Annotated in this window: 32 protein-coding genes; 15 read left to right on the forward strand and 17 right to left on the reverse strand. The window is 69.3% G+C overall.

The window, feature by feature from the left end; genetic code table 11:
* Window positions 1–32 precede the first annotated feature (32 nt).
* The 3 genes from gshA to RZE79_RS21400 form a co-directional block, all read right to left on the reverse strand.
* The gene (gshA, locus tag RZE79_RS21390; protein WP_319356725.1) at window positions 33–1,589 is read right to left on the reverse strand and encodes a glutamate--cysteine ligase; all 1,557 of its coding nucleotides are present in this window, start codon (window positions 1,587–1,589) and stop codon (window positions 33–35) included.
* 164 nt (window positions 1,590–1,753) lie between these two features.
* The gene (locus RZE79_RS21395) at window positions 1,754–2,071 is read right to left on the reverse strand and encodes a putative quinol monooxygenase (protein ID WP_319356726.1); all 318 of its coding nucleotides are present in this window, start codon (window positions 2,069–2,071) and stop codon (window positions 1,754–1,756) included.
* A gap of 62 nt (window positions 2,072–2,133) precedes the next feature.
* Complete coding sequence (locus tag RZE79_RS21400) at window positions 2,134–2,796, reverse strand: dienelactone hydrolase family protein (RefSeq protein WP_319356727.1); 663 nt, start codon at window positions 2,794–2,796, stop codon at window positions 2,134–2,136.
* Window positions 2,797–2,972: 176 nt separating this feature from the next.
* Here RZE79_RS21400 and RZE79_RS21405 point away from each other — a divergent pair, with 176 nt between their 5' ends.
* Both RZE79_RS21405 and RZE79_RS21410 read left to right on the forward strand, forming a co-directional pair.
* Window positions 2,973–3,449, forward strand: a complete 477-nt coding sequence (locus RZE79_RS21405; RefSeq protein ID WP_319356728.1) for a transcriptional repressor — start codon at window positions 2,973–2,975, stop codon at window positions 3,447–3,449.
* A gap of 13 nt (window positions 3,450–3,462) precedes the next feature.
* Window positions 3,463–4,116 carry an FMN-binding negative transcriptional regulator gene (locus tag RZE79_RS21410; RefSeq protein ID WP_319356729.1) on the forward strand — a complete coding sequence of 218 codons (654 nt, stop codon included), beginning with the start codon at window positions 3,463–3,465 and terminating at the stop codon, window positions 4,114–4,116.
* A 6-nt stretch (window positions 4,117–4,122) separates the two neighbouring features.
* On the opposite strand, the gene zigA is transcribed toward RZE79_RS21410, so the two are convergent.
* Entirely contained in the window at window positions 4,123–5,316 is a 1,194-nt protein-coding gene (gene zigA, locus RZE79_RS21415; RefSeq protein WP_319356730.1) for a zinc metallochaperone GTPase ZigA, read from the reverse strand.
* Between the two features lie 113 nt (window positions 5,317–5,429).
* On the opposite strand from zigA, the gene RZE79_RS21420 reads away from it, so the two are divergent.
* Window positions 5,430–5,846 carry a hypothetical protein gene (locus RZE79_RS21420; protein ID WP_319356731.1) on the forward strand — a complete coding sequence of 139 codons (417 nt, stop codon included), beginning with the start codon at window positions 5,430–5,432 and terminating at the stop codon, window positions 5,844–5,846.
* 34 nt (window positions 5,847–5,880) lie between these two features.
* Window positions 5,881–6,459, forward strand: a complete 579-nt coding sequence (locus tag RZE79_RS21425) for a GNAT family N-acetyltransferase (RefSeq protein ID WP_319356732.1) — start codon at window positions 5,881–5,883, stop codon at window positions 6,457–6,459.
* Between the two features lie 6 nt (window positions 6,460–6,465).
* On the opposite strand, the gene RZE79_RS21430 is transcribed toward RZE79_RS21425, so the two are convergent.
* Window positions 6,466–7,377, reverse strand: coding sequence for an SDR family oxidoreductase (locus RZE79_RS21430; protein WP_319356733.1), 912 nt, complete (start codon window positions 7,375–7,377; stop codon window positions 6,466–6,468).
* Between the two features lie 64 nt (window positions 7,378–7,441).
* Entirely contained in the window at window positions 7,442–8,314 is an 873-nt protein-coding gene (locus RZE79_RS21435; protein WP_319356734.1) for a helix-turn-helix transcriptional regulator, read from the reverse strand.
* A 91-nt stretch (window positions 8,315–8,405) separates the two neighbouring features.
* On the opposite strand from RZE79_RS21435, the gene RZE79_RS21440 reads away from it, so the two are divergent.
* Entirely contained in the window at window positions 8,406–9,065 is a 660-nt protein-coding gene (locus RZE79_RS21440) for a glutathione S-transferase (protein WP_319356735.1), read from the forward strand.
* Here the strand turns inward: RZE79_RS21440 and RZE79_RS21445 are convergent, their stop codons facing one another.
* The gene (locus RZE79_RS21445; RefSeq protein ID WP_319356736.1) at window positions 9,066–11,471 is read right to left on the reverse strand and encodes a sulfite reductase flavoprotein subunit alpha; all 2,406 of its coding nucleotides are present in this window, start codon (window positions 11,469–11,471) and stop codon (window positions 9,066–9,068) included.
* Window positions 11,472–11,545: 74 nt separating this feature from the next.
* Window positions 11,546–13,657: a TonB-dependent siderophore receptor gene (locus tag RZE79_RS21450; RefSeq protein WP_373696496.1), complete on the reverse strand. Its 2,112-nt coding sequence runs from the start codon at window positions 13,655–13,657 to the stop codon at window positions 11,546–11,548.
* Between the two features lie 256 nt (window positions 13,658–13,913).
* Here RZE79_RS21450 and RZE79_RS21455 point away from each other — a divergent pair, with 256 nt between their 5' ends.
* The 3 genes from RZE79_RS21455 to RZE79_RS21465 all read left to right on the forward strand — a co-directional run bounded on the left by RZE79_RS21455 (window position 13,914) and on the right by RZE79_RS21465 (window position 15,353).
* Window positions 13,914–14,234 carry a hypothetical protein gene (locus RZE79_RS21455; protein WP_319356738.1) on the forward strand — a complete coding sequence of 107 codons (321 nt, stop codon included), beginning with the start codon at window positions 13,914–13,916 and terminating at the stop codon, window positions 14,232–14,234.
* 162 nt (window positions 14,235–14,396) lie between these two features.
* Complete coding sequence (locus RZE79_RS21460; protein ID WP_319356739.1) at window positions 14,397–14,828, forward strand: hypothetical protein; 432 nt, start codon at window positions 14,397–14,399, stop codon at window positions 14,826–14,828.
* 159 nt (window positions 14,829–14,987) lie between these two features.
* On the forward strand, window positions 14,988–15,353 hold the full coding sequence (locus RZE79_RS21465; RefSeq protein ID WP_319356740.1) for a hypothetical protein: 366 nt from the start codon (window positions 14,988–14,990) through the stop codon (window positions 15,351–15,353).
* A gap of 16 nt (window positions 15,354–15,369) precedes the next feature.
* Here the strand turns inward: RZE79_RS21465 and RZE79_RS21470 are convergent, their stop codons facing one another.
* A complete protein-coding gene (locus RZE79_RS21470) occupies window positions 15,370–16,272 on the reverse strand; it encodes a LysR substrate-binding domain-containing protein (RefSeq protein WP_319356741.1) in 903 nt (300 codons plus the stop codon).
* Window positions 16,273–16,403: 131 nt separating this feature from the next.
* Between RZE79_RS21470 and RZE79_RS21475 the strand changes: the two genes are divergently transcribed.
* The gene (locus tag RZE79_RS21475; protein ID WP_319356742.1) at window positions 16,404–17,735 is read left to right on the forward strand and encodes an MFS transporter; all 1,332 of its coding nucleotides are present in this window, start codon (window positions 16,404–16,406) and stop codon (window positions 17,733–17,735) included.
* Window positions 17,736–17,781: 46 nt separating this feature from the next.
* A complete protein-coding gene (locus RZE79_RS21480; RefSeq protein WP_319356743.1) occupies window positions 17,782–18,885 on the forward strand; it encodes a M14 family metallopeptidase in 1,104 nt (367 codons plus the stop codon).
* A gap of 16 nt (window positions 18,886–18,901) precedes the next feature.
* Here the strand turns inward: RZE79_RS21480 and RZE79_RS21485 are convergent, their stop codons facing one another.
* Together RZE79_RS21485 and RZE79_RS21490 are read right to left on the reverse strand one after the other, a co-directional pair.
* Window positions 18,902–19,699, reverse strand: a complete 798-nt coding sequence (locus tag RZE79_RS21485; protein ID WP_319356744.1) for an enoyl-CoA hydratase/isomerase family protein — start codon at window positions 19,697–19,699, stop codon at window positions 18,902–18,904.
* A 78-nt stretch (window positions 19,700–19,777) separates the two neighbouring features.
* Window positions 19,778–20,212, reverse strand: a complete 435-nt coding sequence (locus RZE79_RS21490; protein WP_319356745.1) for a hypothetical protein — start codon at window positions 20,210–20,212, stop codon at window positions 19,778–19,780.
* Window positions 20,213–20,348: 136 nt separating this feature from the next.
* Between RZE79_RS21490 and RZE79_RS21495 the strand changes: the two genes are divergently transcribed.
* A complete protein-coding gene (locus RZE79_RS21495) occupies window positions 20,349–20,564 on the forward strand; it encodes a hypothetical protein (protein ID WP_319356746.1) in 216 nt (71 codons plus the stop codon).
* 27 nt (window positions 20,565–20,591) lie between these two features.
* Here the strand turns inward: RZE79_RS21495 and RZE79_RS21500 are convergent, their stop codons facing one another.
* Window positions 20,592–21,506 (reverse strand): DUF808 domain-containing protein, encoded by a 915-nt coding sequence (locus RZE79_RS21500; RefSeq protein WP_153282883.1) that lies wholly within the window; start codon window positions 21,504–21,506, stop codon window positions 20,592–20,594.
* 187 nt (window positions 21,507–21,693) lie between these two features.
* The gene (locus tag RZE79_RS21505) at window positions 21,694–22,212 is read right to left on the reverse strand and encodes a GNAT family N-acetyltransferase (protein ID WP_319356747.1); all 519 of its coding nucleotides are present in this window, start codon (window positions 22,210–22,212) and stop codon (window positions 21,694–21,696) included.
* 87 nt (window positions 22,213–22,299) lie between these two features.
* Here RZE79_RS21505 and RZE79_RS21510 point away from each other — a divergent pair, with 87 nt between their 5' ends.
* Genes RZE79_RS21510 through RZE79_RS21520 form a run of 3 tightly spaced genes read left to right on the forward strand, consistent with a single transcriptional unit; the run spans window position 22,300 to window position 23,023 of the window.
* Complete coding sequence (locus tag RZE79_RS21510) at window positions 22,300–22,446, forward strand: hypothetical protein (protein ID WP_180288555.1); 147 nt, start codon at window positions 22,300–22,302, stop codon at window positions 22,444–22,446.
* On the forward strand, window positions 22,443–22,742 hold the full coding sequence (locus tag RZE79_RS21515; protein ID WP_319356748.1) for a VF530 family protein: 300 nt from the start codon (window positions 22,443–22,445) through the stop codon (window positions 22,740–22,742). Before RZE79_RS21510 ends, RZE79_RS21515 begins: the two co-directional genes overlap by 4 nt.
* On the forward strand, window positions 22,739–23,023 hold the full coding sequence (locus tag RZE79_RS21520; RefSeq protein ID WP_319356749.1) for a 2Fe-2S iron-sulfur cluster-binding protein: 285 nt from the start codon (window positions 22,739–22,741) through the stop codon (window positions 23,021–23,023). Before RZE79_RS21515 ends, RZE79_RS21520 begins: the two co-directional genes overlap by 4 nt.
* 3 nt (window positions 23,024–23,026) lie before the next feature.
* Here the strand turns inward: RZE79_RS21520 and RZE79_RS21525 are convergent, their stop codons facing one another.
* Window positions 23,027–24,229 carry an MFS transporter gene (locus RZE79_RS21525; RefSeq protein WP_319356750.1) on the reverse strand — a complete coding sequence of 401 codons (1,203 nt, stop codon included), beginning with the start codon at window positions 24,227–24,229 and terminating at the stop codon, window positions 23,027–23,029.
* Between the two features lie 125 nt (window positions 24,230–24,354).
* Here RZE79_RS21525 and RZE79_RS21530 point away from each other — a divergent pair, with 125 nt between their 5' ends.
* Window positions 24,355–25,035 carry an RluA family pseudouridine synthase gene (locus RZE79_RS21530; protein ID WP_319356751.1) on the forward strand — a complete coding sequence of 227 codons (681 nt, stop codon included), beginning with the start codon at window positions 24,355–24,357 and terminating at the stop codon, window positions 25,033–25,035.
* On the opposite strand, the gene RZE79_RS21535 is transcribed toward RZE79_RS21530, so the two are convergent.
* The 3 genes from RZE79_RS21535 to RZE79_RS21545 all read right to left on the reverse strand — a co-directional run bounded on the left by RZE79_RS21535 (window position 25,022) and on the right by RZE79_RS21545 (window position 26,623).
* Window positions 25,022–25,462, reverse strand: a complete 441-nt coding sequence (locus tag RZE79_RS21535) for a universal stress protein (protein ID WP_101489523.1) — start codon at window positions 25,460–25,462, stop codon at window positions 25,022–25,024. The genes RZE79_RS21530 and RZE79_RS21535 overlap by 14 nt on opposite strands.
* Before the next feature lie 130 nt (window positions 25,463–25,592).
* Window positions 25,593–26,342 (reverse strand): 2OG-Fe dioxygenase family protein, encoded by a 750-nt coding sequence (locus tag RZE79_RS21540; RefSeq protein WP_319356752.1) that lies wholly within the window; start codon window positions 26,340–26,342, stop codon window positions 25,593–25,595.
* Complete coding sequence (locus RZE79_RS21545; RefSeq protein ID WP_056579293.1) at window positions 26,339–26,623, reverse strand: DUF427 domain-containing protein; 285 nt, start codon at window positions 26,621–26,623, stop codon at window positions 26,339–26,341. The genes RZE79_RS21540 and RZE79_RS21545 overlap by 4 nt, the downstream gene beginning before the upstream one ends.
* Window positions 26,624–26,672 lie beyond the last annotated feature (49 nt).

The following is a 26,672-nucleotide window of genomic DNA, read 5'->3' on the forward strand; positions in this document are numbered from 1 at the left end:
GCGCTGTCGGTGCGCGCCGCCCGGCCGTCGCTTCAGGCGGCGACCGGCAGGCGGCCGGGGGCCATGCCCAGGCGCGCCGGCGAGACGTACTGCTCGCGGTAGATCTCGAAAGGCATGGTGTCGGCCGCCTCGATGCGCTTCTGCGCCTGGATCGACTCGGCCGTCATGCGCTCGAACTCCGCCTGCTGCTCGGCCGAGAACGGCAGCGCGAGCAGCGCGGCGCGGGTCTGCTCCGATTGGGCGCGCACGAAGCCGACGAACGAGTTGCCGTGCTGCTGCTCGATGGCCGCGAGCACGCGCGCCGACGGCAGGCTGTCGGGGTTCTCGAGGCCGGCCCGGGCGGCACGCACCGCGTCGACGTGCTGCGTGCCGCCTTGCGCCGCGTCGAGCGCGGCGGCAATTGGCATGCATTGTTCGACGAGTTCCAGGCCCCAATCGGCCAAGCCGATTTCGCGCCCGTCGCGGCGCAGCTTCAGGCCCGGCTCGCGGCCGCGCGCGGCCGTGAGGTGCTGGTTCTGCGCCAGGTCGGCGATTTCCTGCGGCGTGTCGTCGGGGCTGTCGCTCAAAAGGCAGTGCAGCAGGAACACGTCGATGAAGCGCATGGTCTGCGCGTTGATGCCGACGGTCTCGAAGGGGTCGAGGTCCATCAGGCGCACCTCGACGTACTCCACGCCGCGCTCGCGCAGCGCATGCAGCGGGCGCTCGCCGGAATGAATGACGCGCTTGGGGCGGATGGTGCCGTAGAACTCGTTCTCGATCTGCAGCAGGCTGGTGCCCAGTTGGTTGTAGTCGCCGCCGAGGTTGCGGATGCCGATGGCCTCATAGGCCGGCCACGGACGCGTGAGCGCGTCCTGCAGCGAAGCGCCGTAGCCTTCCAGGCTGTTGTAGCTCACGGCCAGCGACGCCTGGGCCTCGCTCTGGTAGCCCAGGGGGCCCATGCGCAGCGAGGTGCCGTGCGGCATGTACATGCTGCCGTCGCCCAGTGGCTGCAGCGCGTGCGGGCGGCCCGCGACAAAGCTCGAACACAGGGCCGGCGAGGCGCCGAACAGGTACAGCAGCAGGAAGGCGTGGCGGCGGAAGTTGCGGATGAGCGCGAAGTACTCTTCGCTCGACACATCGGGCAACGACCAGTTGTAGTGGATGCCCGAAATGGTCTGCATGCGGCGGCCATAGCGGTGGCTCAGGCCCATGCGGTACACGCTCTTGGCACGGCCCACGTTCGACGAGCCATAGCGGCCGATCGGAATGGTCTCGTCGGTCGGCAGGCCGCAGGGCATGCTCGACACCCACAGGCGCTCGTCGCCGAGCTGGTCGAGCACGCGGTAGGTGAACTGGTGCACCCGCGTGAGCTCTTCAATGGCCGACTCCACGCCCGCGTGCACGCCCGTGATGAGTTCGAGCTGCGACTCGCTGAAGTCGGTCGTGATGTGCGGGTGTGTGAGCGCCGAGCCCAGCGCCAGCGGATGCGGCGTGAGGGCCAGCTTGCCGTCGGGCAACGCGCGCAGGCTTTCCTTCTCGATGCCGCGACGCATGCCCTTCAATCGCGCGGCCGGGAGTGCGCCCAGCCTCTCCTGCAATCTGTTGCTCATGTTCTTATGACCCATCAATCTTCTGTGGGGCTGGAAGGTAGCACGGGCGGACTGGCACTGCTGAAGCAGGGAATCCCGCATCCGGCTATGCTGTTTTTTGCTACCTTTTTCATAGCTGCCTTCTCAAACATCACGCGCATTCCAGTGCGAAACGGGGGCCAAACTCAGGCCTTGGCGCGGCCTGCCGACAGGTCGATCTCGTCCGACTGGTAGACATGGATCGACGGCATGCCGTCGGCCATGGCCGCGAGCGCCTTGGCGAAAGCGCGCGATGCGTCGACGCGAAAGTGCGCCTGCAGCGCCGCCATGTCGTTCCAGCGCTCCACGAAGGTGAGCCGCAGCGGGTCCTGCACGTCGGTCGTGACGTCGTGCGAAATGCAGCCGGGCTCGGCGCGCGAGCGCAGCACGTGCTCCACGCTGATGGCCAACATCGCCTGCAGGGTGTCGGCCTTGGCGAGGGCGTGTCCGATGACGAGGATCATGGCGGTCTCCTTCCGTGTCTCTCTGTCTGTCTCGTGGGTTGCCGCAGCGGCCCGCTGGCGCGTCAGCGCAGCACGCGCAGCAAAAAGGCGTTCAGGTCGGCCACTTCTTCCATGCAGACCGAATGCGCCATCGCGTACTCGTGCCATTCGACGCTGTAGCCCAGGGCGGTGAGTGCGTCGCGCGATTGCGTGGCGCGTGCCAGCGGCACCATCGGGTCCTGCCGGCCATGGCCGAGGAACACGGGCGTGTCGTGGTTGGCCGCATGGCGCTCGGCCGCGGTGCTCGCCGCCAGCGGCAGCCAGCCCGACAGGCCGACGATGCCGCCCAGGCGCTCGGTGTGGCGCAGGCCGGTCAGCAGCGCCATGGCGCAGCCCTGCGAAAACCCGGCCACCACGATGCGGCTGGCGGCGATGCCGCGGGCCTTCTCGTTCGCGATCACGGCCTCGATGGTGGCTTGCGAGCGGCGCAGGCCCGCGGCGTCTTCCTGCACGTTGAAATCGGCCCCGGCAATGTCGAACCATGCCGGCATCTGGTAGCCGTTGTTCAGCGTGACCGGAATCACCGGCGCATTGGGAAACACGAAGCGCACGGGGCCCACGGCCGACAGGTCGAGTTCGCCCGCAATCGGCACGAAGTCGTTGCCGTCGGCGCCCAGGCCGTGCATCAGGACCACCGTGGCGGTGGGGTTCGGGGCGGTTTCGATTTCGATGGGAGGACGGGACATGGTCAACGAAGGTATTCAGGAATGCGAATGTCCGGACCTTAGCGCATTCGGGCACCCCGGGCCGCCGCGAAACGGCCGGTTGGCTGACTTGCACCTCGCAACATCCGGCGTGCGGGTTTCTCTGCGCGCCCTTGCCGTCGCAAGGACGCGCCGGATGCAACACAATGGCGTTTCGCATGAAGACCCCCACCCCGCCCCCGAAGACATCGTCGCCTGCCCCCGCCTTCGACAGCGAGGCGCTGCTGCGCGGCAGCGGGCTGCGCGTGACGCGCGCCGCCCAGACCGTGCTCGAACTGCTCGAGCACGGCTCGCAGCCGCTGACCCACGAGGAAGTGGCCGCCGCCTACACCGCCGCCACGGGCGAACCGCCCGACCGCGTCACGCTCTACCGCGTGCTCGACCGGCTGGTCGAAGCCGGCCTGTGCGACCGCCGCGTGGCCGCCGACCGGGTCAACCGCTTCGCACGGCACGTCGACACCGCCTCGGGCAACACCTTCGAATGCGACCAGTGCCACAAGGTGCTGGCGCTGCCCTCCGACCCCGAACTGCCCAAGGTGATGGGCCGGCTCGGCAGGGCGCTGCGCAAGCAGGGCATCGACACGCGGCACACGGCGCTCACGCTGCACGGCATGTGCGGCGACTGCGCGCGCTAGCGGCGAGCCGCGCGTGTACGTCTCCCGTCATCACCGCCAGCCCGACCTCGGCGCGAGCCACGCGCTGATCGACGCGCATCCGCTGGGCGCCTGGGTCGTGCCGGCCGCCGATGGGCTGGTCGCCAACCACCTGCCCTTTCTGCTCGACCGCTCGCGCGGCCCGTTCGGCACGCTGCTCGGCCACGTGTCGCGCGCGAACCCGGTGTGGCGCCAGCTCGATGCGTCGGCGCCGTCGGTCGTGCTGTTCCAGGGGCCGCAGGCCTACATCACGCCCGGCTGGTACCCCGGCAAGGCCGAACACGGCCAGGTGGTGCCGACCTGGAACTACGCCGTTGCCCACGCGCACGGCATCGCGCGCGCCATCGACGACGAGGCCTGGCTGCTCGACCTGCTCGCGCGCCTCACCGCGGCGAACGAGGCCGGCCAGCCCGTGCCCTGGCAGACCACCGACGCGCCCGAAGCCTTCATCCGCAAGCTGGCGCGCGCCGTGGTGGGCATCGAGATCCCCATCGACCGCCTCGAGGGCAAGCTCAAGGCCAGCCAGGACGAGGCCCTGCCGGACCGTCAAGGCACGGTGCAGGGGCTGGCCGCCGTCGGCAGCGAGAACGCATCGGCCATGGCGCGGCTGGTGCAGCAGGCCCTGCAGTCCGGCAGCGCCGCCGACTGAACTTCCCTACGCGTTCCACGACGGAAACGGATCGGGCAGGTTCTGCCACCACGAAGGGCCGAAGCGCATCTCGTTCGGCGTGAGCAGGCAGGCATCGAGCCGTGCGCGCAGGCCCGCTTCGTCCATGTCGATGCCGATCAGCACCAGCTCCTGGCGCGCGTCGCCGGTGGCGTCGTCCCAGTTCTTGCGGATGAGTTCGAGCCCGTCGGGGTCGGTCGGCCAGTGTTCGCGCGGCACGGCTGCCCACCACAGGCCCGCCACGCCGTAGCGGCAGGCACCGCCGGCCTGCGACCACGAACCCGCGCGGGTCGGGCGGCTCGCGAGCCAGAAGAAGCCCTTGGAGCGCACCACGCCCTCCCACTCGCTCTGCACCAGGTCCCAGAAGCGCTTCGGATGGAACGGCAGGCGCGACCGGTACACGAAGCTGCGGATGCCGTAGGCCTCGCTCTCGGGCACGTGCTCGCCGCGCAGTTCGGCCAGCCAGCCGGGCGCCTGCTCGGCCTGCTCGAAGTCGAACAGGCCCGTGTCGAGCACGCGGTCGAGCGCGACGCGGCCGAACTCCGATTCCTCGATGCGCGCACGCGGGTTGAGGCTGCGCAAGATGGCCATCAGCCGCGCGCGTTCTTCCGCCGTCACGAGGTCGGTCTTGTTGACCACGAGCACGTCGCAGAACTCGATCTGCTCGATCAGCAGGTCGACCACCGTGCGCGTGTCTTCGTCGCCCAGCGACTGGCCGCGCTGGCCCAGGCTGTCGGACGAGCCGTAGTCGCGCAGGAAGTTGAAGGCATCGACCACCGTGACCATGGTGTCCAGCCGCGCCACGTCGGCCAGGCTCTGGCCGTCTTCGCCCGCGAAGGTGAAGGTCTCGGCCACGGGCAGCGGCTCGGAGATGCCGGTCGACTCGATCACGAGCTGGTCGAAGCGCCCTTCCTTGGCGAGCCGCTTGACCTCGATCAGCAGGTCTTCGCGCAGCGTGCAGCAGATGCAGCCGTTGCTCATCTCGATCAGCTTCTCGTCGGTGCGCGACAGCGCGGCGCCGCCTTCGCGCACCAGCGCGGCGTCGATGTTGACCTCGCTCATGTCGTTGACGATCACCGCCACGCGGCGGCCCTCGCGGTTGTGCAGGATGTGGTTGAGCAGCGTGGTCTTGCCAGCGCCCAGGAAGCCGGACAGCACGGTGACGGGAAGGCGATCGGCCATGAGGGACTCGTTCTTCAAATGCAATGGAGTTGCATTATATGAACTGTCGCAACTCGGTTGCATTTATATCGCCACGCACATCCCGGCCGCACGCTCGCCTTACCATCCGACGCATGACCGACTTTTCCGCCTTCGTCGCCCCGCCGCCCTCCGACGCACCGCACGCCGCCATCGTCGAGGCCGCGTCGGCCTGCCTCGACCGCTTCACGGCGGCCTTCAACGCTTCGGACACGCGCGGCATGGACGCCGAGCTGCACTTTCCGCACACGATGCTCTCGGGGGCACAACGGCTCGACTGGCCCGTGCCCGGCCAGCACCCGGTCGATCTCTTCGACACGCTCAAGGCCGGCGGCTGGGCGCGCACGCAGTACGAGAAGAAGGAGCCCGTGCTCGTGAGCCACGACAAGGTGCACTTCGTCGTGCACTACACGCGGCGCGATGCAGCCGGCGCGGTGCTCAGCACGCACGCCAACCTCTGGATCGTCGTGCAGGCCGAGGGGCGCTGGGGCATCGCCCTGCGTTCGTACTGATCTTCAAAGACAAGGACCACAAGGACCGTTTCCCATGCCCCTCTCCGCACTGCAACTCGTCTGGCCGTCGCCCGAGCACCTGCCCGGCTACATCGCCGCACTGGAGCGCGGCTGGTCGCCCAACAACCTGCGGGCCGAAGCCGGCCGCGAAGAACTGGCGCTGATCCGCACCGACCCCGAAGGCTTTCTCGCCGGCCTCGTCGACCGTGAGGCCAAGGGCCCGCCCATCGCGCTGCCCACCGGCGGCACCGTGCCCCGGTTGCCGGGCTACCGGCGCTGGCTGTGGGACGGCGAGTTCTGCGGCAGCATCCAGCTGCGCTGGCAGCCGGGCACCAACGCCCTGCCTTCGTACTGCCTCGGCCACATCGGCTACGGCGTGGTGCCGTGGAAAAGCGGCCGGGGCTATGCCACCGCCGCGCTGCGCGCGCTGCTGCCCGATGCGCGCGCCATCGGCCTAGACCACGTCGAGATCACGACCAGCCCCGACAACCTCGCCTCGCAGCGCGTGATCCGCGCCAACGGCGGTGTGCTGGTCGAAGAGTTCATCACCGAGCCCGGGCTCGGCGGCGCGCCCGAGCTGCGCTTTCGCATCGACGTGCGCGAACTGTCGTAGCTCGGCCTACATCTCGAACGGCTCGACGTGCCGGCCGTCGATGTCGGTGAAGCCGTAGGCACGCGCGAGGTCGCCCACGCGCAGCACCTGGCCGGTCTTGTCGAGCACCTGCGCATCGCCCGCCAGCGCGGCCACTGCGCGGCCCAGGTAGCGAGGCGATTCGGTGCGCGCCAGCGCGGGGCGTTCCTGCCAGTGCGCCTCGTCGGTCTTGTGGCCCGCGAGCACGAACTCGGTGCGCATCCAGCCCGGCGACACGGCCACCGACGCCACACCGTGCGGCTGCAACTCCTGCGCAATGCCGAAGGCCAGCCGCGTCATCGACGCCTTGGCGAGGTCATAGAACAGGTTCCCGCGCAGGTAGTGGCCGCGGTCCCAGAAGGTGGTGGTGACGATCAGGCCCTGCTTGCGCGCCACCATGCCCGGCGCTGCGCAGCGGCTGGCCACGAGGTGGTTGCGCACGCCGCGGTCGAACATCGAATCCCAGTTGGACAGCGGGTGTTCCCAGAACGGCGCCTCGAAGACACCCGTGAAAGTTTCGTGGCCGCCCCAGGCGTTGTTCACGAGCAGGTCGAGCCGGCCCTGCTCGCGCTCGACGCGCGCGAACAGCGCCGCCACCTCGTCTTCCTGCGTGTGGTCGCAGGCCACGGCGATGCCGCGCCCGCCGAGCCGCGTGACCTCGTCGGCGGTGTCGTCGATGGTGCCGGGCAAGGCGGCCAGCTCGGACAGCGCGAGCAGCTGTCCGTAGCTGTCGGCCGGCCGCCCGCGGGTGCTGCGCCCGGTCACGTACACGGTGGCGCCGGCCGCGCCCAGTTCCTGCGCGATGCCACGGCCCGCGCCGCGGCTGGCGCCGGTCACCACGGCCACGCGGCCCGCCAGCGGACGAAGCGAGGCGTCAGGGGTGGAGGGGGCTTCTGTCATTCTTGGTTGCTCCTTCGTTCGGTGAGAGTCCTTTGGCAGGACGAGCCGCCACGATAGGCCGGCCTCAGCGCGCCGTCTTGGAAGAAACCGAAACCCGGCGCCCAAGGAACTCGGTGGGCGTCACGCCGCACAGGGCGCGGAACTCGTTGACGAGGTGCGACTGGTCGTAGAACCCGTGGTCCAGCGCCATGTCGGCCCAGGCCGGCGCGCTGTGCAAGCGCAGCGCGCGCAGGCAGGCATGCAGCCGCGCGAGCCGGCCCCAGGCGCGCGGCGACAGCCCGACGTGCGCATGAAAGATCTGCTGCAGCCGGCGCTCGCCGACGCCGACGGCCTGCGCGACCTCGCGCAAGGCCTGGCGCCCGTCGGCGGCGGCGATGAGCCGTGCGGCGTGCATGGCGGCGGCCGGCGGTGCGCTGTCGCCGGCTTTCTGCAACCGCTTCATCAGCGCCTGCTGCAGCAGGTCGGCGCGTGCGACATCGCCGTGCGCGTCGGCCATTTGCGCGAGCAGCGCCGTGCCCTCGCCGCCCCAGAGTTCGTCGAGATGCACCGCGCGGCCCGCGATCTCGCCGGCCGGCACGCCGAGCAACACGGCTGCCGCGCCGGGACGCAGCGCCACCGACAGGCCTTCGACCGTGTCGCGCATCCGCACTACGGCGGGCGCCGCGAACGCGCCGATGGCTTCGACCGCCTGGCCCGGCGCGTCGTCGGCCGAAGGCGCATCACCGAAGTTGAAGACGAGACGGATCGCGCCGTCGGGCAGCACGCGCTCGCGCATCTCGTGGCCGGGCGCGAAGGTCTCGCGGTACATCATCAGGTGCGAGACATGCGACTGCAGGGCCGGCGCAACCGGCAGCACCTGCAGCGTGTCGTCGGGCACGCCCGATTCCGGCCCGTGCAGCGGGTCGTCGTGGAGCCGGAGGAAAAGACGTTCGCCCATGGCGGTCGATTGTGAGGAAAAACCCGCCGCCGCGCGCCCCGGCCCGATGGTTCGACAATCGGCCGGCTTCCCTTGTTCATCTTTCGTTCGCATGCCCGATTCCGCCCTCCCCGTGCTCTATTCGTTCCGCCGCTGCCCGTATGCGATGCGGGCCCGGCTCGCGCTGGTGGCGAGCGAACAGCATTGCGAACTGCGCGAGATCGAGCTGAAGCGCAAGCCCGCCGAGATGCTCGCGGCCTCGCCCAAGGGCACGGTGCCTGTGCTGGTGCTCGACAGCGGCGCGACGGTGCTGGAGCAAAGCCTGGACGTGATGCTGTGGGCGCTGCGCCGCCACGATCCGCTGCGCTGGCTGGCCCCGGAGCGCGACACGCTCGATGACCTGCTCGCGTTGATCGCCGCCTGCGACAACGACTTCAAGCCGCTGCTCGACCGCTACAAGTACCCGGCGCGTTACCCCGCATCGGAAGGCTCCGCACGCGACGAGGGCGCGCGCTTCCTGCAAGGGCTCGAAGACAGGCTCGCGATGTCGGCACAGCTGGCCGGCGCGCATGCCACGCTGGCCGATGCGGCACTCATGCCCTTCGTGCGCCAGTTCGCGATGGTCGATATGGCCTGGTTCGATGCGCAACCATGGCCACGCCTGCAGGCCTGGCTCACGGGATGGACCGCGTCGGATCTGTTCACGCGCGTCATGCACAAGTACGTGCCCTGGCAGACGGGTGAGCCGGGCGTGGACTTTCCGCCCGGCTGATCAATACACGTCGCGGCGGTATCGGCCCTCGGCGATGAGCGCGTCCATGCCGCTCTCGCCCAGCACCTCGATGAGCGCTGCGTCCACGCCCGGCGCCATGCCTTCGAGGCTGCCGCACACGAAGACGATCGCGCCCTCTTCGTCCACCCACTGCTTCAGCGCTTCGGCGGCATCGCGCAGGCGGTCCTGCACGTACACGCGCTGCGCCTGGTCGCGCGAGTAGACGAAGTCGGCGCGCGCCACGAGGCCACCGGCCTGCCATGCCGCGACTTCCTCCGCGCCGAAGCCGTCGTGCGCGGCCTGCCGTTCGCCGAACACCAGCCAGTTGCGGCCATGCCCGCGGCGTGCACGCTCGCGCAGCAGCGCGCGCAGGCCCGCGAAGCCCGAGCCGTTGCCGATGAAGACACAAGGCCGCGCATCGTCGGGCAGCGCGAAGCCCGGGTTGGCGACGAGGCGCAGCGCGAGCTCCGCACCCATCGGCGCGCCGACCGTGAGCCAGCCCGAGGCCACGCCCAGGCCGTTGTCGTGCCGCGCCTGCCGCACCAGCAGTTGGACGGCGCCGTCGGACGAAATCGATGCGACCGAGTAGCTGCGCGGCGCGGGCGCCGGGGCGCCGTCGTCGTGCATCTGGCGCGGCACGATCTCGACCAGCGCACCGGGCGCCCAGTTCGCTGCGTCATTGCCATCGACGCGCCGCAGTTCGATCTCGAACAGCGGATCGCCCTGGCTGCCGGCGTTGAGCAGCCGTCGGCCATCGAGCCGCCATGCGTCGAAGCGCGGTGCGGGCGTTGCGTCCGATGCGGGCCACGTGGCGTCGCGCACCCCGAAGCTCTCGCGCAGCGCATTGTGCCAACGTGCGAGCGCCAGCGGGTCTTCGCCGTCCACCTCGATCATTGGGAACAGCGGCTGCGCGCCCTGGTTGCGAAGGTCGTGGTCGAGCTTGCGACCGAAGCCGCAGAAGGTGGCGTAGTGGCTGTCGCCGAGTGCGAGCAGGCCGTAGCGCAAATGGCGCAACCCCGGGCCGCTTTGCCGCGCGAACGCACGGGCGAAGGCGCGCGCGTTGTCGGGCGGATCGCCCTCGCCGAAGCTGCTCGCGACCCACAGCACCTGCCGGAAATGCAGCAGCGCATCAGCGCTCAACGCAGACACGGGCCGCACCACCGCCGCAACCCCGGCGGCTTGCAGCGCACCCGCCGTCTGCAGCGCGAGGCGCTCGGCATGGCCGGTCTGACTCGCGAAGGCGACCAGCACCTGCCCCGCATCGCCCGAGGTGGCGGGCACGGCGGCCGCATCGAGCCGCGCACGCTCGGCGCGCACGGCCTTCGCGGTGCGGCGCCGGCCGAGGTACATCATCCAGCCGCTGATCGCGAAGAGCGCGAGCCCCAGGCTGGTGAGCATCATCACGATGCGCCCCGGCAGGCCCCAGTAGGTGCCCATGTGCAGCGGATAGATGCTGTTCACGAAGCGGCCCATGGGCCGCTTGTCGGCATAGCGTTCGTGGCGCAGCGTCTCGCCAGTCGCGGCCTGCAGGTACAAGCGGTTGCGCGCGCGCTCGTGCTCGGCGTGCGTGCGCAGGTAGACGGCCTCCACCTGCGTGCCGTTGCGCGCGGGCAGCCGCAGCGTCACCTGGGTCCAGTCGCCGCGCGTGGTGTCGGTGAATGCTTGCCAGACGCGCGCCAGGTCGAGCGTCACCGGCGCATCGGCCGGCGCGCGTTCGGCGCGCATCACGCGGGCTTCGCCGACGGCGCCGTCGACCACCTTGCGCAGCCCGTCGAAGGCCCAGTACATGCCCGTGGTGGTCGACACCACGTAGGCCAGCAGCGCGACGGTGCCGACCACCGCATGCAGGTTCCACAGGAAGGCGCGGCCGCGCAGCGCGAAGTCGATGCGCAGCCACTGGCGCCACGCGAAGGGGCGGCGCGGCCAGCGCAGGTACAGGCCCGACAGTGCGAGCAGCAGCAACAGGCCGGCCAGAGAACCGGTGATGGGCTTGCCGTCGTCGCGCGGTAGCAGGAGCCAGCGGTGCAGCTCTTCGACGAACTCGAAGAAGTGCTCGCCCACGGGATCGGGCAGCAGCGCGCCGGTGGTGGCATCGACGAAGCGCGTCTCGCCGCGCCGCTCGCCGGGCGGCGGCGCAAAGCCGATGCGCGCGGCGCGCCCGGGCTCGGTCGACACGGCCACGGTCGAAATGCGCCGCCCCGGCATCTCGGCCTGCACGCGCGCGACGAGCGCAGGCGGTGCCAAGGCGGGTGCGGCCGCCGCCGCCGGGGTCGGGTTCAGCAGGTCGGTGATCTCGGCGCGGAACGACAGCGTCGCGCCGCTCAGGCCGATGACGACCACCACGCTGCCCGCCGTGATGCCGATGAACCAATGGATCTGGAACCAGACGCGACGCAGCAAGGCCATGAAAAACAGACAGCAGAAAGAAGGGGAAGCGAAAAACAGAAAGCCCCGCCGCGGCGGGGACTTCACTCAACGAGTCAAAGATCGACCTTGACCAGGGCCTTGATCGTACGCGGCGTGCCCACCGCCAGCCGCGTGCCGGCCGCCGACCAGTAGCGCTTGTCGCCCACGTTGTCGATGTTCAGCTGGAAGGTGGTGCGCTTGCCCATGAGCTGCGCGACGTAGCGCGCGCCAAGGCCGAAGACCGTCGCGCCACCGATGAAGCCCTGGTTCAGGTCGTCGATCGGGCGCCGCCCGGTGAAGTACGCGCCGCCGTTGACCGACAGCCCCGGCACCGCCGCGATGTCGTACGAGAGGAACGCGCTCGCCGTGGTGCGCGCCGTGTTCTCGGGTCGCTTGCCGTCGTACTGCGCATTGATGCGGCGGAACTCGGCGTCGAGCCACTGAGCCGAGAGCTGCCACGCCAGCGCGGGCGTGAGCCGGCCTTGCGCCGACACCTCGAAGCCGCGGTAGCGCTGGCGCCCGCTGGCCACGAAGGTGTTGGCGCTGTCGGTGTAGGCGCCGGGCCGTTCGATGTCGAACAGCGCACCCGACAACAGCGTGCCGCTGCCGGTCAGCCAGCGCAGGCCGACTTCCTTCTGCCGGCTCACGCCCGGCGGCATGCGCGTGTTCTGGTTGGCGGTGCCGGCCGGCGCGACCTCGCCCTCTTCCACGCCCTGCGAGTACGACACGTAGGCCATGAGATCGGGCGTGAACTTGTAGCTCAGCGCCGCCAGCGGCGTGGTCTTGCGCACGCTGTAGTCGAGGGCCGGCAGCGTGGCGCTCGCGCCCTGCCAGCTCTGGTAGCGCGTATGGCGCAAGCCGGCCACCAGCTGCCACTGCGGCGAGAAGGTGATGCGGTCGAGCGCGTACAGGCCCAGCTCCTCGCTGTCTTGCGCGCCCGAAGTGGGCCGCGACGGCATCGCGCTCAATGCCAGCGCGCCGATGGGCACGGGGTTGTAGAGGTTCTGCAGCGTGGTCGCGCCGCCGTAGTTGCGCTGGAAGACCGGCGCCTGCGTCTTGTCGCTGCGCGCCGCGCCGAGCGTCAGCTCGTGCTGCAGCGGGCCGGTGGCGAAGGTGCCGAACAGCTCGGTGCGCAGCAAGTCGGAGCGTTGCTCAAGATGCTGCACGTTGCCCGTGAGGCGGCCGATGCCGGTGCGCACGTTGTAGTTGCTGAACTGCGCCAGGCGCCGGTCGCGCTCGGCCTCGGAATGGCCGGCTTCCACGCTGATCGCCCAGTTGTCGCTCAAGGCGTAGTCGGCGCGCAGTTGCGTGTTGGTGACCTCGGCCTCGAACACGGCCCAGGGTGGCGCCAGCAGCTTGTGCGGATCGGGCAGCGCCGGCAGCGCGATGACGCCGTTCACGGCCGCGAGCCGCGCGATGCCGGCCTGCTCGGTGATGCGCTTGCGGTAGTGCTCGATGTCGGCCTTCAGTGTGAGCCGCCGGTTCACGCGCCAGTCGAGCGCGGCCGAGACGAATTTGCGGTCGCCGTCGACACCATCGATCGTCGAGCCCAGCTGGCCGCCGGCCGCATTCAGTCGCAGCCCGAACTGGTCGTTCTCGCCAAACTGGCGACCGATGTCGACCTGCCCCTGCAGCCCGCCCTGGTTGTCGACGCTCATCCCGAGCGAGGTCACGGGCGTGCGCCCCGCGCGCTTGGTGACGAAGTTGATGACCCCCGCCGGCGTGGTGAAGCCGTAGTACAGCGCCGATGCGCCCTTGAGCACTTCGACGCGCTCCTTGTTCTCCATCGGGATCTCGGACACGTTGGGAATCGCGAGCGCGCCGTTGAGGCGGTAGTTGGTGCGGTTCTCCACGGCGATGCCGCGGATGACGAGCTGGTCGAAGGTGTCGCCGCCGTTCTGCTGGCGCGTCACGCCGGCCGTGTTGCGCAGCACGTCGTACACGCCGGTGGCGCCCTGCAGCTCGATCACCTCGCGCGTCACCGTGTTGACCGTGGCCGGCACGTCCATGACCGACGCGCCCCGGAACGTGCCCGCCTCGACCGTCTCGGCCAGGAAGCCGTTGGCACGCGAGGCTTCGACGTTGACGGTGCTCAACTCACTCGCTTCGCTTGCGGACGCAGGCACGGATTGCGCGTGCGCTGCCTGCACGGCGGCGAGCGCGAGGCTCACACAAACTCTCTTCATTCAAAACCCTTGGATGTTCTGGCGGCGCACCTCCTGGCGGCCTGATGGCACTTCCGGTGTGCGGAAGCGGGAGGGGATTATGGATGAGAGAAATTCTCATTTGATGGCTATCGCGAGCCCTCGCCGATAGGATCAGGCGTCAGAGCGTTCCATTCGAAACGCCATCACGGAGGAAATTCATGACTGCCCCTCAGAAATCGACCGGACGGGAACCGGCGCATCCCATCGTCCACTGCGTCGAGAGCGAGGCCCTGCCATGAAGACGGCGAAACGCCTTGCGCTCGGCGTGCTGGCCTGGGTCACCGTGGTCCCGCTGGTGGAACTTCTCTTCCTGTGGCTGGGCACCTCGGTCTTTTTTGCTTCCCCCGAAGCCTCACGCGTCATCCTGTACGTGATCGGGGCATGCCACATCGGCATGGCCGCGCTGCTCTATTGGTATTGCGTACCCAGCGTGCCGCACTGGGGCCGACGCGCGGCCTACTTCGTCGGCTTCGTGGCGCTGCTGATGGTCGCCAGCGCCGTCGTGGTCTTCGGCGTCCAACTGCTCGTCGCGATGCTGCTGATGTTCTGGCGTTGAGCAGAGGCGATGGGCGTGGCCCGGCGGCGCTTCCGGCGTGCGGAAACGGCAGGAATCCCGGATGAGCGGACGCCTCATTTGAGAACAGTGTTTTGATGCTCGCTCCTCTAGCATCGCCTCCAGAGCGTTCCATTTCGAAACGCCAATCAGGGAAAAAAGTTCATGACTGCCAATGAAAAATCGGCTGGGCGCGCACCGTCCCTCGACCTCGACGTTCACGCGGTACAGGCGGGTGGCCCCGAGCCCCAGCGTTCACCCATTCAAGGGCGAGGCGCTCCGACGAAGACGGCAGGACGCCTTGTGTTTGCCGCGCTCGCCTGGGTCTTCTTGGTCCCACAGGTGCGATTCCTTTGCCTGTGGTTGGGTTGGTCGGTCTTTGATTCCGACGAGGGCATGCGCCTCACCAGCTATGCGGCAGACGGAATCCGCATCCTCCTGGCCGCATTGCTCTACTGGTATTGCGTGCCACGCGCGCCGGACTGGGGCCGGCGCGTGGCCTACTTCGTCGGCTTTGCTTTGCTGCTGACGGTCGCTGGCCCTCTCGCGAATCTCGGCGTCACCCTCGTCCTCGGGACGCTGATGTCCTGGCGTTGAACCAAGGCCATGGAGGCTTGACGGCCCTTTCGGCGTGCGGAAGCGGCACGGATTCCGAATGCGCGGAAGCCTCATTTGAGAACAGTGTTTTGGCGTGCGCGCCCCTAGCATCGCCTCCAGATGCGTTCCATTTCGAAACGCCAATCAGGGAGGAAATTCATGACTGCCAATGAGCATTCGGCACAGAAATCCATGCTGTACGAAGGCCATCCGCTGAAAACGGCGGGGCGCCTCGCACTCGGCGTGCTCGCCTGGACGGCCTTGATCCCGCTCGCAGGAGTTTTCGGCATGTGGCTGAACCAGTCGCTTTTCCATTCCAGCGAGGCCGCGCGCGTCATCGCTTATGCGATCGAGGGCGTGCTGATCCTCGCGGCCGCGCTGGTCTATTGGCGCTGCGTACCGAGCGCGCCGGATTGGGGCCGACGCGTGATCTATCTCGTCGGCTTCGCGCTGCTGCTGGCCGGCATCGGCTACGTTGCCCTTGGCGCCGCCGTCGTTCTCGTGGTGCTGCTGTTCGGGCTTTGAGCCACACCTCTCTCCGCTACCCCTTCATCGCCGCAGCCGACGCCCGCTGAATGCACTCAATGAAATGCTGCGCCGCCGGCGTCGACGGTTGCCCGCGGCGGCGCACCACGCACACGTTCAGTATCGGCATCGTCTCGCGCACCTCGACGCGCCGGATGCCGTGGCGCTTGAAGCTGAGCCCTGCGAGCGGCTCGACGAAGAGGCCGATCAGATCCATGTGGCCCACCAGCGCCAGCGCCACAGTGACCGAGTGGCCCTGCAGCACGCGCGTGGGCGGCGACAAGCCGAGCGGGGTGAACAGCGGTGCCACGGCGTTGGTGCCGCCATGGTCGTCGCCGGGCAGGACCCATTCGGCGGCATAGAGGTCGTGCAGCGAGCGCGCATTGCGCAGCGGATGGCGCTCGCGCAAGCCGACCACCAGTTGCACCGGAAACAGCTCCAGCGCCTCGAACTGCGGATCGAGGGTGCCGGGTACGACGTGCGCCACCGCGAAGTCGAGGTAGCCGTCGCGCAGCCGCGCGAGCATCCATGGCAGCACGGCCTCGCTGAACTGCACGTCGACGGCGGGCAGGCGCGTGTGGAAGTCCTTGAAGGCGGCGGGCAGCACGGTGAGCGCGAACGAGGCGCTCACGGCCAGCGAGACCGAGCCGGTGGCGCCGTCGCGGATCTGCGCAATCTCGTCGCGGGCACGTTCCATGTCGGCCAGCAGCAGCCGCGCGCGCGGCGCAAAGGCCAGGCCGAATTGCGTGAGCCGCACGCCTTTCACACTGCGCTCCACCAGCGGCGCGCCGACCTCGCGCTCCAGCTCGCGCACGATCTTGGTCACTGCCGGTTGCGAGATGCCGAGCACGCGCGCGGCGGCGCGGATGCTCATCTGCTCGACCACGGCCACGAAGGCATGCAACTGATTGGGCTTCATCTTTGGAGTGACAACCAAAAGTTATCGTTGACGCCCAATTATTGTCTTTTCATGACAGCAGCGAGTCTCTAGCATCCGCCGCGGCCAAGGCCCAACGCGGCCTGCGCTATCGAGCCACACCCAGGAGACACATGAACACCCGCGCTTCCCAGCCCTTGCCCACCTCTTCGTCGTCGCCTGCACGCCGGCGCCAGACCATCGTGGCCACGACCATCGGCAACGGGCTGGAGTTCTTCGACTTCACCGTCTACGGCTTTCTCGCGCTGGTGATCGGCAAGCTGTTCTTCCCGACCTTCAGCTCCTACGGCCAGCTGCTGCTGACGGTGGCGAGCTTCGGGGTCGGCTTCATCATGCGGCCGCTGGGCGGCATCATCATCGGCGCGTATGCCGACCGCGCGGGCCGCAAGAAGGCCATGACGCTCACGATCTTCTTGATGGCGCTGGGCTGCGCGCTGATCGCCTTCACGCCGACCTACGCCAGCATCGGCGTCGCGGCGCCCGTCATCATCGTGTTGGCGCGGCTGATCCAGGGCTTCTCGGCCGGCGGCGAGGTGGGCGCATCGACCACGCTGCTGGTGGAGCACGCCACGCCGGCCAACCGCGGCTACATGGCGAGCTGGCAGTTCGCGAGCCAGGGCCTGGGCGTGATGCTCGGCGCCGTGGTGGTGGGTGCGCTCACCTTCTCGCTGACGCCCGAAGCCATGCAGAGCTGGGGCTGGCGCGTGCCGTTCATCCTCGGCATGCTGATCGCGCCGGTGGGCATGTACATCCGCCGCCACCTCGAGGAGTCGCTGCACATCTCGCCCGAAGACGCCAAGGCGCCGCGCGAGAGCAGCTTGAAGATCGTCTGCACGCAGCACGGCAAGACGGTGCTGGCCGCCATCCTCGCGCTGGTGGGCGGCACCACGGCGGCGTACGTGGTCACCTTCTACATGCCGACCTATGCGGTGCGCGAGCTGGGTCTCACGCCGTCGGTGGCGCTGTTCGGCGCCGCGCTCACGGGCCTGCTGTCGTTCGCGCTCGCGCCCTTCGTGGGCAAGTGGTCGGACATCGTCGGCCGCAAGACGCTCATCCTCTGGAGCCGCATCGTGATGTCGATCCTGATCTATCCGGGCTTTCTGTGGCTCAACGCATCGCCGACGCCCGCGGTGCTGTTCGTGGTGCTCGGCGTGCTGAGCATCGGCCTCGTGGTGCAGACGGTGCCGGGCATCACGATGCTGCCGGAGATGTTTCCCAAGCGCGTGCGCGCGAGCGGCATGTCGCTGGTGTACAGCGTCGGCGTGGCGCTCTTCGGCGGCTTCGCGCCCTTCATCAGCACCTGGCTGGTCAACGCCACCGGCAGCAAGCTCGCGCCGGCCTGGTACCTCGTGGCGATGACGCTGGTGTCGCTGCTCGGCTTGCTCTGGCTGCGCGACCACACGGGCCGCGACATCGACGCGGCCAACGCCCACGCGCCCGCCTGATACCGTCTTCCTCCTTCCCGCCTTCATGCACAGGAATCTTCCCGCCATGTCCCAGCCTGCCACCGCCGCCACACGCCATTTCTCGGGCACGTACGTCGAAGCCCGCGCCAAGTTCCTCGAAGCCGCCGCGGCGCGCGGCGCCAGCATCGAATCGTTCGTGCACCCGACGCACCGCGGCGCGCTGGGCGAAGAACTCGCCACCGACGTCGCGCTGATCGGTGCGGCCGACGCGAAGAAGGTGCTGCTCGTCACCTCGGGCACGCACGGCCCCGAGGGCTTCTGCGGCTCGGGCGCGCAGGTCGCCACGCTGAACGACGCCGACCTGCTCGCGCGCCTCGAACGCGCGGGCGTCGCGCTGCTGCTGGTGCATGCGGTGAACCCGCACGGGTTCTCGCACCTGCACCGCACCAACGAAGACAACATCGACCTGAACCGCAACCACATCGACTTCAGCGCGCCGCTGCCGGTGAACGCCGCGTACGCCGACGTGGAGCCGCTGGTGCTGCCCGCCAGCTGGCCGCCGACGCCCGCCGACGACGCGGCCGTGGCGAGCTACATCGCCACGCACGGCATGACCGCCTTCCGTGCGGCCGTCACGCGCGGCCAGTACACCTCGCCCGACGGCCTGTTCTACGGCGGCACCGCGCCGTCGTGGAGCAACCGCACCATCCGCGCGATCTTGCGCAGCTACGCGGCCTCGGCCACGCACCTGGGCTGGATCGACGTGCACACCGGCCTGGGCCCCTACGGCCACGGCGAAAAGATCTACCCGGGTCGCAACACGCCCGAAGACTTGGCACTGGCCCACGCCTGGTGGGGCGCCGACGTGTTCGCGCCGTTCGCGGGCGACTCGGCCTCGGCCGACGTGTCGGGCCCGGTGATCTCGACCGCGTACGACGAATGCCCGAACGCGCGCGTCGCGCCCATGGGCCTGGAATTCGGCACGCTGCCCGACCTGGAAGTGCTCGAGCGCCTGCGCGCCGACACCTGGCTGCGCCGCCATCCCGAGGCGCCCGAATCGCAGAAGCGCGAGATCCGCCGCCGCCTGCGCGACGCGTTCTACTGCGACAACGACGAGTGGAAGGGCATGGTGCTGGGGCAGACGCGCGTGGTGCTGCTTCAGACCCTGCAGGGCCTCAAGAACGCCTGACCCGGCGGACTTCGGTTCAGCCGAAGTTCGGCGCGCGCTTCTCGCGCAGCGAGGCCACGCCCTCGCGCACGTCGGCGCCCGCGAAGCCCATGAACTCGAGCGCCAGCGAGGCGTCGAAGGTCGGCCCGGCCTGGCGCAGCCAGTTGTTCAGCGCGTACTTGGTGAAGCGGATCGCGCTCTGGCTGCCGGCCGCGAGGCGGTCGGCGATTTCGTAGGCGCGCGGCAGCAGGTCGGCCTCGTCCACGGCCAGCGACACCAGGCCGATGCGCTCGGCCTCCTCGCCGCTCACGGGCTCGCATAGCAGCAGGTGGTACTTGGCCTTGGCCATGCCGCACAACAGCGGCCACACGATGGCCGCATGGTCGCCCGCCGCCACGCCCAGGCGCGTGTGGCCGTCGACGATCTTCGCGGTCTTCGTGGCGATGGAAATGTCGGCCAGCAGCCCCGCCACCAGCCCCGCGCCCACGGCGGGGCCGTGCATGGCGCTCACGATGGGCTTGTCGCAGTTGATGAGGTTGTAGACGAGGTCGCGCGCTTCCTTCCACACGCGCTGGCGCACGGCGTCGTCGGTGGTCATGTCCTGCACCATGCCCAGGTCGCCGCCGCCCGAGAAGCCCATGCCTTCGCCGCGCAGCACGGCGCAGCGCACCGTGTCGTCGGCCGCCACGTCGCGCCAGATCTCGGCCAGCTCGCGGTGGCCGTCATGGCCGGCCGTGGGCAGCTTGCCGTTGGCGGCGCGCATCTGGATGTCGAGCACCGCGCCGTTCGCGCCGCGGCGCGTGAGGGCGAGGGTCTGGTAGCGGGTGTAGTCCATGCGTGTGTCTCCGCCCCGCACGCACGGCCATGGCGCGGGGACTTCGTTCGATGAAGAAGAGAAGGAAAGGCCGGAGGCCTATTTTTGCGCGGCCAGCTCGCGGCAGCGCTTCAGGTTCGCGTCGAAACGCGGCGCCAGGCCCGGCTCGCAGACGTCGTCGGCGGGGGTGAGCTTGCACATGCCGACCACCGCGTAGTCCATGACGGCCGCCGTGCACATCGGGTAGGCGGCCAGGTCGGGGTTGGCCTTGGCCTTGAAACCCCAACGCTCGGAAAACTGCACCGTGCGCGTCATCGCGCCGAAGAAGAAGCTGCGGTCCTTCGCGGCGACGGCGGCTTCCATGCGCGGCAGCTCCTCGTTGAGGTAGCCGACCGAGTCCATCGGAAAGCCGGCGGGGTCGGGCTGCGGCTGCGCAAGGGCCGTGGCGGCCACCAGGGCCAGCGAGGCGCCCACGCAGGCGCGTCGGAACGGGAGGAAGAAGGCGGAACCGGTGGGCAGGAAGCGGTGTGGCATGGCCTGCGATTCTGCAACGTTTGGAAGCATTTTTGCGCGCCGACCGATGCGCGCACGCGACGTTTTGCGGCGGCCCACGGCCTCCCCGCGCGGCGCGGGACAATGGCCGTCTCCGTTTTCCCTTGCAAAGACCCCCATGGCCCGACGCCCCCAACGACCGCTGCGCACCATCGAGCGCGGCATCCTCTGCCTCCTGATCGGCGCCGCCGTGCTGCTGGGCCCGCGCTTCCTGCAGGGCACGCGCTGGTTCGACATGGTGGCCGGCGCGTACCTCGTCGGCTGGTTCGCGCTCGCACTGGGGGTGGCGCTGGTGGGCGTCGGCCTGTTCCAGCGCGGCAAGCCGGACCGCTGAGGCCCGGCCCGCCAGATCAGCAGGCGCTCAGTGCGCCGCCTTCTTGCCGCGCAGCTTGCCGACCAGTTCCACCACGGCCAGCACGATGGCACCGGCCACGATGCCGACGACGGCGTTGACGCCCATCGAGCCCAGCGTGCCGAACACGCCGCCCGTGGCCTTGGCCCAGTCTTCGACCGCGTGGCCGAACGCCGGCACGCCGTGCACCAGGATGCCGCCGCCCACGAGGAACATGGCGGCCGTGCCGGCCACCGACAGGCCCTTCATGAGCCACGGCGCCGCCGCCAGGATGCCGCGGCCCAGGCCGCGCGCCGCCGCGCTGCTGCGCTGGCTCAGGTACAGGCCCGCGTCATCCAGCTTCACGATGCCGGCCACGAGGCCGTAAACGCCCACCGTCATGATCAGCGCGATGCCGACCAGCACGCTGAGCTGCGTCGTGAACGGCTGGCCCTGCACGGTGCCCAGCGTGATGGCGATGATTTCGGCCGAGAGGATGAAGTCGGTGCGCACGGCGCCCTTGATCTTGTCCTTCTCGACCGCGACCACGTCGACCGTGGTGTCTGCCACGGCCTGCTGGTGGCGCGCGGTGTCGGCCTCGTGCTCCTTCTTGTGCAGGAACTTGTGGACCAGCTTCTCGGCGCCCTCGAAGCACAGGAACGCGCCGCCCACCATGAGCAGCGGCGTCACCAGCCAGGGCAGCCAAGTGCCGATGGCCAATGCGGCCGGCACCAGGATCGCCTTGTTGACGAGGGAACCCTTGCACACGGCCCACACCACCGGCAACTCGCGCTCGGTGCGCACGCCGGTGACCTGCTGCGCGTTCAGCGCGAGGTCGTCGCCGAGCACCCCGGCGGTTTTCTTGGCAGCAACTTTGGTGAGGACGGAGACGTCATCGAGCACGGAGGCGATGTCGTCGAGCAGCAGGAGCAGGCTGGTGGCCATGGGCGAAAGTCAGGCTGTGGAAGAAGCGGCGAGCTTATCCGCAGCCAGGGTCGCTACCGTTGAAGACCGTACGGTGCGACCGGGGTGGGTCGTGGAACACCGCGGAACCGGCTTTGCCGGGCCGCAGGTGTTGCCCCCGGAAGGGGGTTGGCGTAGCGACACGAAGTGCGCGAAGCCTGGGGGAGAGTCAATCGACCACGCGCTTCAAGCGGATTTCTTCGACGCGGACGGTGCCCAGCGCCGTGGTCTTGGCGGTCTTCATCTCGCGCTTGAAGCCGGCGAGTTCGTGGAAGCGCATGGCGCGGTCGTTGCGCAGCGGCACCCAGATGGTGACCGTGGTGCAGCCTTCTTCGACCAGGCCTTCGCGGGCGGCGTCCCACAGGGCCACGCCGGCGCCCTTGCCCCAGTGCTCGGGCTTGACGTAGATGGCCCAGATCTCGCCCGTGGTGGGCGGCGTCTTGGGGTCGCGCGAGCGGTCGAAGCCGACGAAGCCGACGATCTCGCCGTCGTGCGTCACCACGTGGACCTGGGGTTCGCTGAATTCGATGGCCTCGCGCCACTTGGCCTCGCGCGAGGCGGGGGCCAGCACGCGCAGGTCGTCTTCGGACAGGATGCCTTCGTAGGCAGCCTTGGCAGACAGGGCATGGACTTCGGCGACGGCCTTGGCGTCGCGCATCGTGGCGGGGCGAACTTCGTAATCGGACATGAAAGCGGAAAAACGTGTGGAACCGGCTATTGTCGCCGCACCGCTAAACTGCCGGCTGCATCCGCACGTATCAACTGGAGAAAGCATATGGCCAAGGGTCAGCAACGCACCAACAAGGAAGCCAAGAAACCGAGAAAGGACACTTCGCCGCCGAAGGCCCCCACCGGCGGCATCGAGCCCGTGCGCACCGTCACCACGGCGGTGATTCCGCGCGGCAAGCTCAAGAACAAGTGACCGACGTCCCCGCGCCCGCCCCCAAGCCGGCGCAGCCGCGCAACCCCTTGCACGGCCTCACGCTGGAGGCCATCGTGACCGCGCTGGCCGACTACTACGGCTGGGAGCAGCTGGGGCACCTGGTGCCGATCCGCTGCTTCATCAGCGAACCCAGCGTGGGTTCCAGCCTCAAGTTCTTGCGCAAGACGCCGTGGGCGCGCGACAAGGTCGAGAGCCTGTATCTCTTCATGCTGCGCGAGCAACGCCGCGAACAGCAGCAACAACAGCAACCGCCCCAAGAACCTCCCGCGCAATGAAGGTCCGCCTCGAACCGTCGGGCCTCGAATTCGAGGCCGAGGCGGGCGTCACGCTGCTGCATGCGGCGGAGGCGGCCGGCATCGAGCTGCCCAGTTCGTGCCGCAACGGCACCTGCCGCACCTGCATCTGCCAGCGCCTGTCGGGCGAGAGCCGTCACCTCATCGAATGGCCGGGCCTGAGCTTCGACGAAAAGATCGACGGCTGGATTCTTCCGTGCGTGGCCGTGGCGATGAGCGACCTCACGCTCGACACGCCGCAGGCGCGCGCCCTCTTCGACTGAAGATCAGGACCGCGCCGAAGCCGAAGCCGGTGCGGCCACCACCATCCGGTCACGCTGCGCCAGCGACGGGAACAGCCGGAACCAGGTCAGCGCCACCAGCATCGTCCCCACGCCGCCGAGCACCACCGAGCCGACCGGCCCCAGCAGCGCCGCCGTGGCGCCCGATTCGAACTCGCCGAGCTGGTTGCTCGCGCCAATGAAGATCGAGTTGACCGCGCTCACCCGTCCGCGCATGGCGTCCGGCGTTTCCAGCTGCACCAGCGTCTGACGGATCACGACGTTGACCATGTCGGCCCCGCCCGACACCGCGAGCGCAATGAGCGACACGACAAAGCTCTTCGACAGCCCGAACACCACCATGCACAGCCCGAACGCCCCCACGGCCAGCAGCAGCGTGCGCCCCACGTTGCGCTCGACCGGCCGGCGCGTGAGCGCAATCGACATCACCAGCGCGCCCACCGCCGGTGCGCTGCGCAGCAGACCCAGGCCCCAGGGGCCGGTGTGCAGGATGTCCTTGGCGTAGATCGGCAGCAGCGCCACCGCGCCGCCCAGCAGCACCGCGAACAGGTCGAGCGACACCGCGCCGAGCACCGGCTTGCGCAGCCAGATGAAATTGACGCCCGCGAACACCGTGGCCAGGGTGACCGGCTCGCGCGCGGCCGGCGCATGGTCGTAGCGCAGCCGCAGCACGAGCACGCAGGCGATCACGAAGCACAGCACGCTCGCGCCGTAGACCACCGCCATGCCCGCCACGAACAGCAGCCCGCCGAGTGCGGGCCCGCCGATGATCGCGCCCTGCATGCCGGCCGAACTGAACGCCATCGCGCGCGACAGCAGCAGCGGCGGCACCAGCAGCGGCGTGAGCGCCTGCTGCGCGGGCATCTGGAAGGAGCGCACCGCGCCGAGCACCAGCGACAACCCGAGCAGCAGCCCGCGCGTGTCGTTCTTGTGCAGCACCGCGAACAGCAGCGCCAGCGCCACGGTGCCCTGCACCGCGAAGCACACGGCCACGATGCGGGCGCGGTGGTGCCGGTCCACCACGTGGCCGGCCAGCAGCGCCAGCAGCAGCGCGGGCACGAACTGGTACAGGCCGACTAGGCCCAGGTCCCACGCGCTGCCGGTCAGCTCGTACATGTGCCAGCCGATGGCCACGAGCATCATCTGCGAGGCGGCGGTGCCGAAGAGGCGCGCCACCCACAGCTGCATGAAGGGGCGCTCGCGCCTCAGGTCGGAGAAAGAAGGAGACGAGGAAGGAGCGGCGCCGGGCATATCGGTCGAGGATAGCCCAGGCTTCTTCGGCCTTTCCGAGCCTCTCTACACTCGTTGTCCCCATGACCGCTTCGCCCCCCGACCTGCTCCCCGTTCACGAAGATGCCCACCTGCTGGTGCTCGACAAGCCCGCCGGCCTGCTGTGCGTGCCCGGGCGCGGCGACGACAAGCAGGACTGCCTGAGCGCACGCGCCCAGCGCCAGTGGCCCGACGCGCTCATCGTGCACCGGCTCGACATGGGCACCAGCGGCCTCGTGGTGATGGCCCGCGGCCTGGCGATGCAGCGCGCCCTGAGCGCGGCCTTTGCCGAGCGCGAGGTGCACAAGCGCTACGAAGCCGTGGTGGACGGCGTGATGCCGCAACACGGCGACTGGTCGGTCATCGATGCGCCGCTGATGGCCGACTGGCCGCGCCGGCCGCTGCAGAAGATCGACCCTGCGGGCAAGCCCAGCCTCACGCGCTGGCGCGCACTGGCCAGCGTGTCGCCCCCCGGCGGGCCTGCGGCCACGCATGTGCTGCTGGAGCCGCTCACCGGCCGTTCACACCAGCTGCGGGTTCACCTGCTGTCGATCGGGCACCCGATTCTGGGCGACGCGCTGTACGGCGACGCCGCGCTGCAGGCACGCGCACCGCGCCTGCTGCTGCATGCCAGGGAATTGGCGTTTATGCATCCCGCGACGCGGGAGCCGTTGCACTTCGAATCTGCGGCGGAATTTGCGGCGCAGTGGCTCAGTGGCCCTTGACGACGAGCACCGGCATGGTGGCGTCCTGCAGCACGCGCTGCGTCACGCTGCCCAGCAATAGTTTCTCGATGCCGCTGCGGCCGTGCGACCCCATCACGATCAGGTCGGCCGCGATGGCGATGGCGGTGTCGACGATGCCTTCGTGCACGACGTGGCCGTCGATCACGCGCTGGTCGCTGTGAAGGCCCTCGGCCGCCAGGGCGGCCACGCCGCGTGCGAGCGCCGCATTGGCGCTGGCGGTGGCCGCCGCGAGGTATTCGTTCTGGCCGAGCGCGTAGTCCGCGCCCACGCCGATGAAGGGGTAGTTGTCGATCACGTGGATCAACGTGATGCGGCTGCCGAAAGCCAGGGCGAGACCGCTGGCCTTGCTGACTGCGAGCATGGAAGTTTCGGAGCCGTCGATGGGGACCAGGATGTGATTGAACATGGCGGGACCTCGCTTAGCGTTCGCAGACAGACAGACTGACGGACCCGGTTCGCGCCGGGTCGGGCCCCGAATTTAACCGCTCTGCAGAACCCGCCCTGTAGGACTCCAACCAGCGAGGCCCGCAAGCGTCTCAATCCCCCTGGAAACCCTCGGACCGGCAGGTGACGACCAGCGTGTCGCGCCACCCATCGCCGCCCTCTTCCAGCGGCTGGATCGGTGTCGATTCGTGGATCACGCGCGCATCGTCGAGCAGCAACAGCGTCCACGGCTCGGTCATGGTGAAGCGTTCGCCGCGCCGGCCGTTGGCCTCGAACACGCGCGTCTCGCCGCCCTTGATGCCCTGGCGCCCGATGAGCGCCACCGCCACCAGGTCGACACCGTCGCGGTGCGCGCCTTCGGGCGTCGGGCGGCCGATGCCGCCGGCGGTGTCGATGCGGAACTGGTGCGCTTCCACGAACCAGCGCTGCGGTGCGCCGCGCATGTCGCTGCTGACCTGGCCGAGCTGCTGCATCAGCCGCTGCCACACGGGCTGCGCCACCGTGGCGTCGAGCATCGGCGCAAACCAGCGCTGCATGCCGCCGTGCAGCGCGTTGTATTCGACCGGCTGCCAGTGCGCGCGGTGCGGCACCGGCGCCAGCGTGGCGTGGGCATCGACCGTGAAGCAGGCGTGGCGCCGCGTGCGGTAGCGGCCGCCGTCCTTCAGGTACTCGTCGGGCGGCAGGTCGTTCCAGTCGGCGTGCAGCGCTTCGAGCTGCGCCAGCGGCACGTCGAGCCACTCGCACACGCCCTGCGGGCTCAGCACCGCGTAGCCGTGCTCGCGCAACGCACCGGCCAGTTCGGCCGGCGGCGTGAACGGGGGAGCGAAGGCGGCGGTGCTCACTGGGCGCTGACCTTCACGTCCTTCCAGAACGCGACGCGGTCACGAATTTCTTCGGCTTCGGGCTTCGGGTCCGGGTAGTACCAGGCGGCGTCGGCGTGCAGTTCGCCGTTGACCAGCAGCGAGTAGTAGTTCGCCGAGCCCTTCCACGGGCAGGTGGTCTTGTGGTTGCTGAAGGTGACCACATCGCGATTGAGCGAACTCATCGGGAAGTAGTGGTTGCCTTCGACGAGCACGGTGTCGTCGCTTTCGGCGATGGTGACGCCGTTCCAGGTTGCTTTCATGGGATCGATCTCCGGGGGAGGTGCAAGGTGCCGATGCCGCGTTGCGCGC

Source organism: Variovorax sp. EBFNA2, from assembly GCF_033802765.1.
GTDB classification, from domain to species: Bacteria; Pseudomonadota; Gammaproteobacteria; order Burkholderiales; family Burkholderiaceae_C; genus Variovorax; species Variovorax paradoxus_H.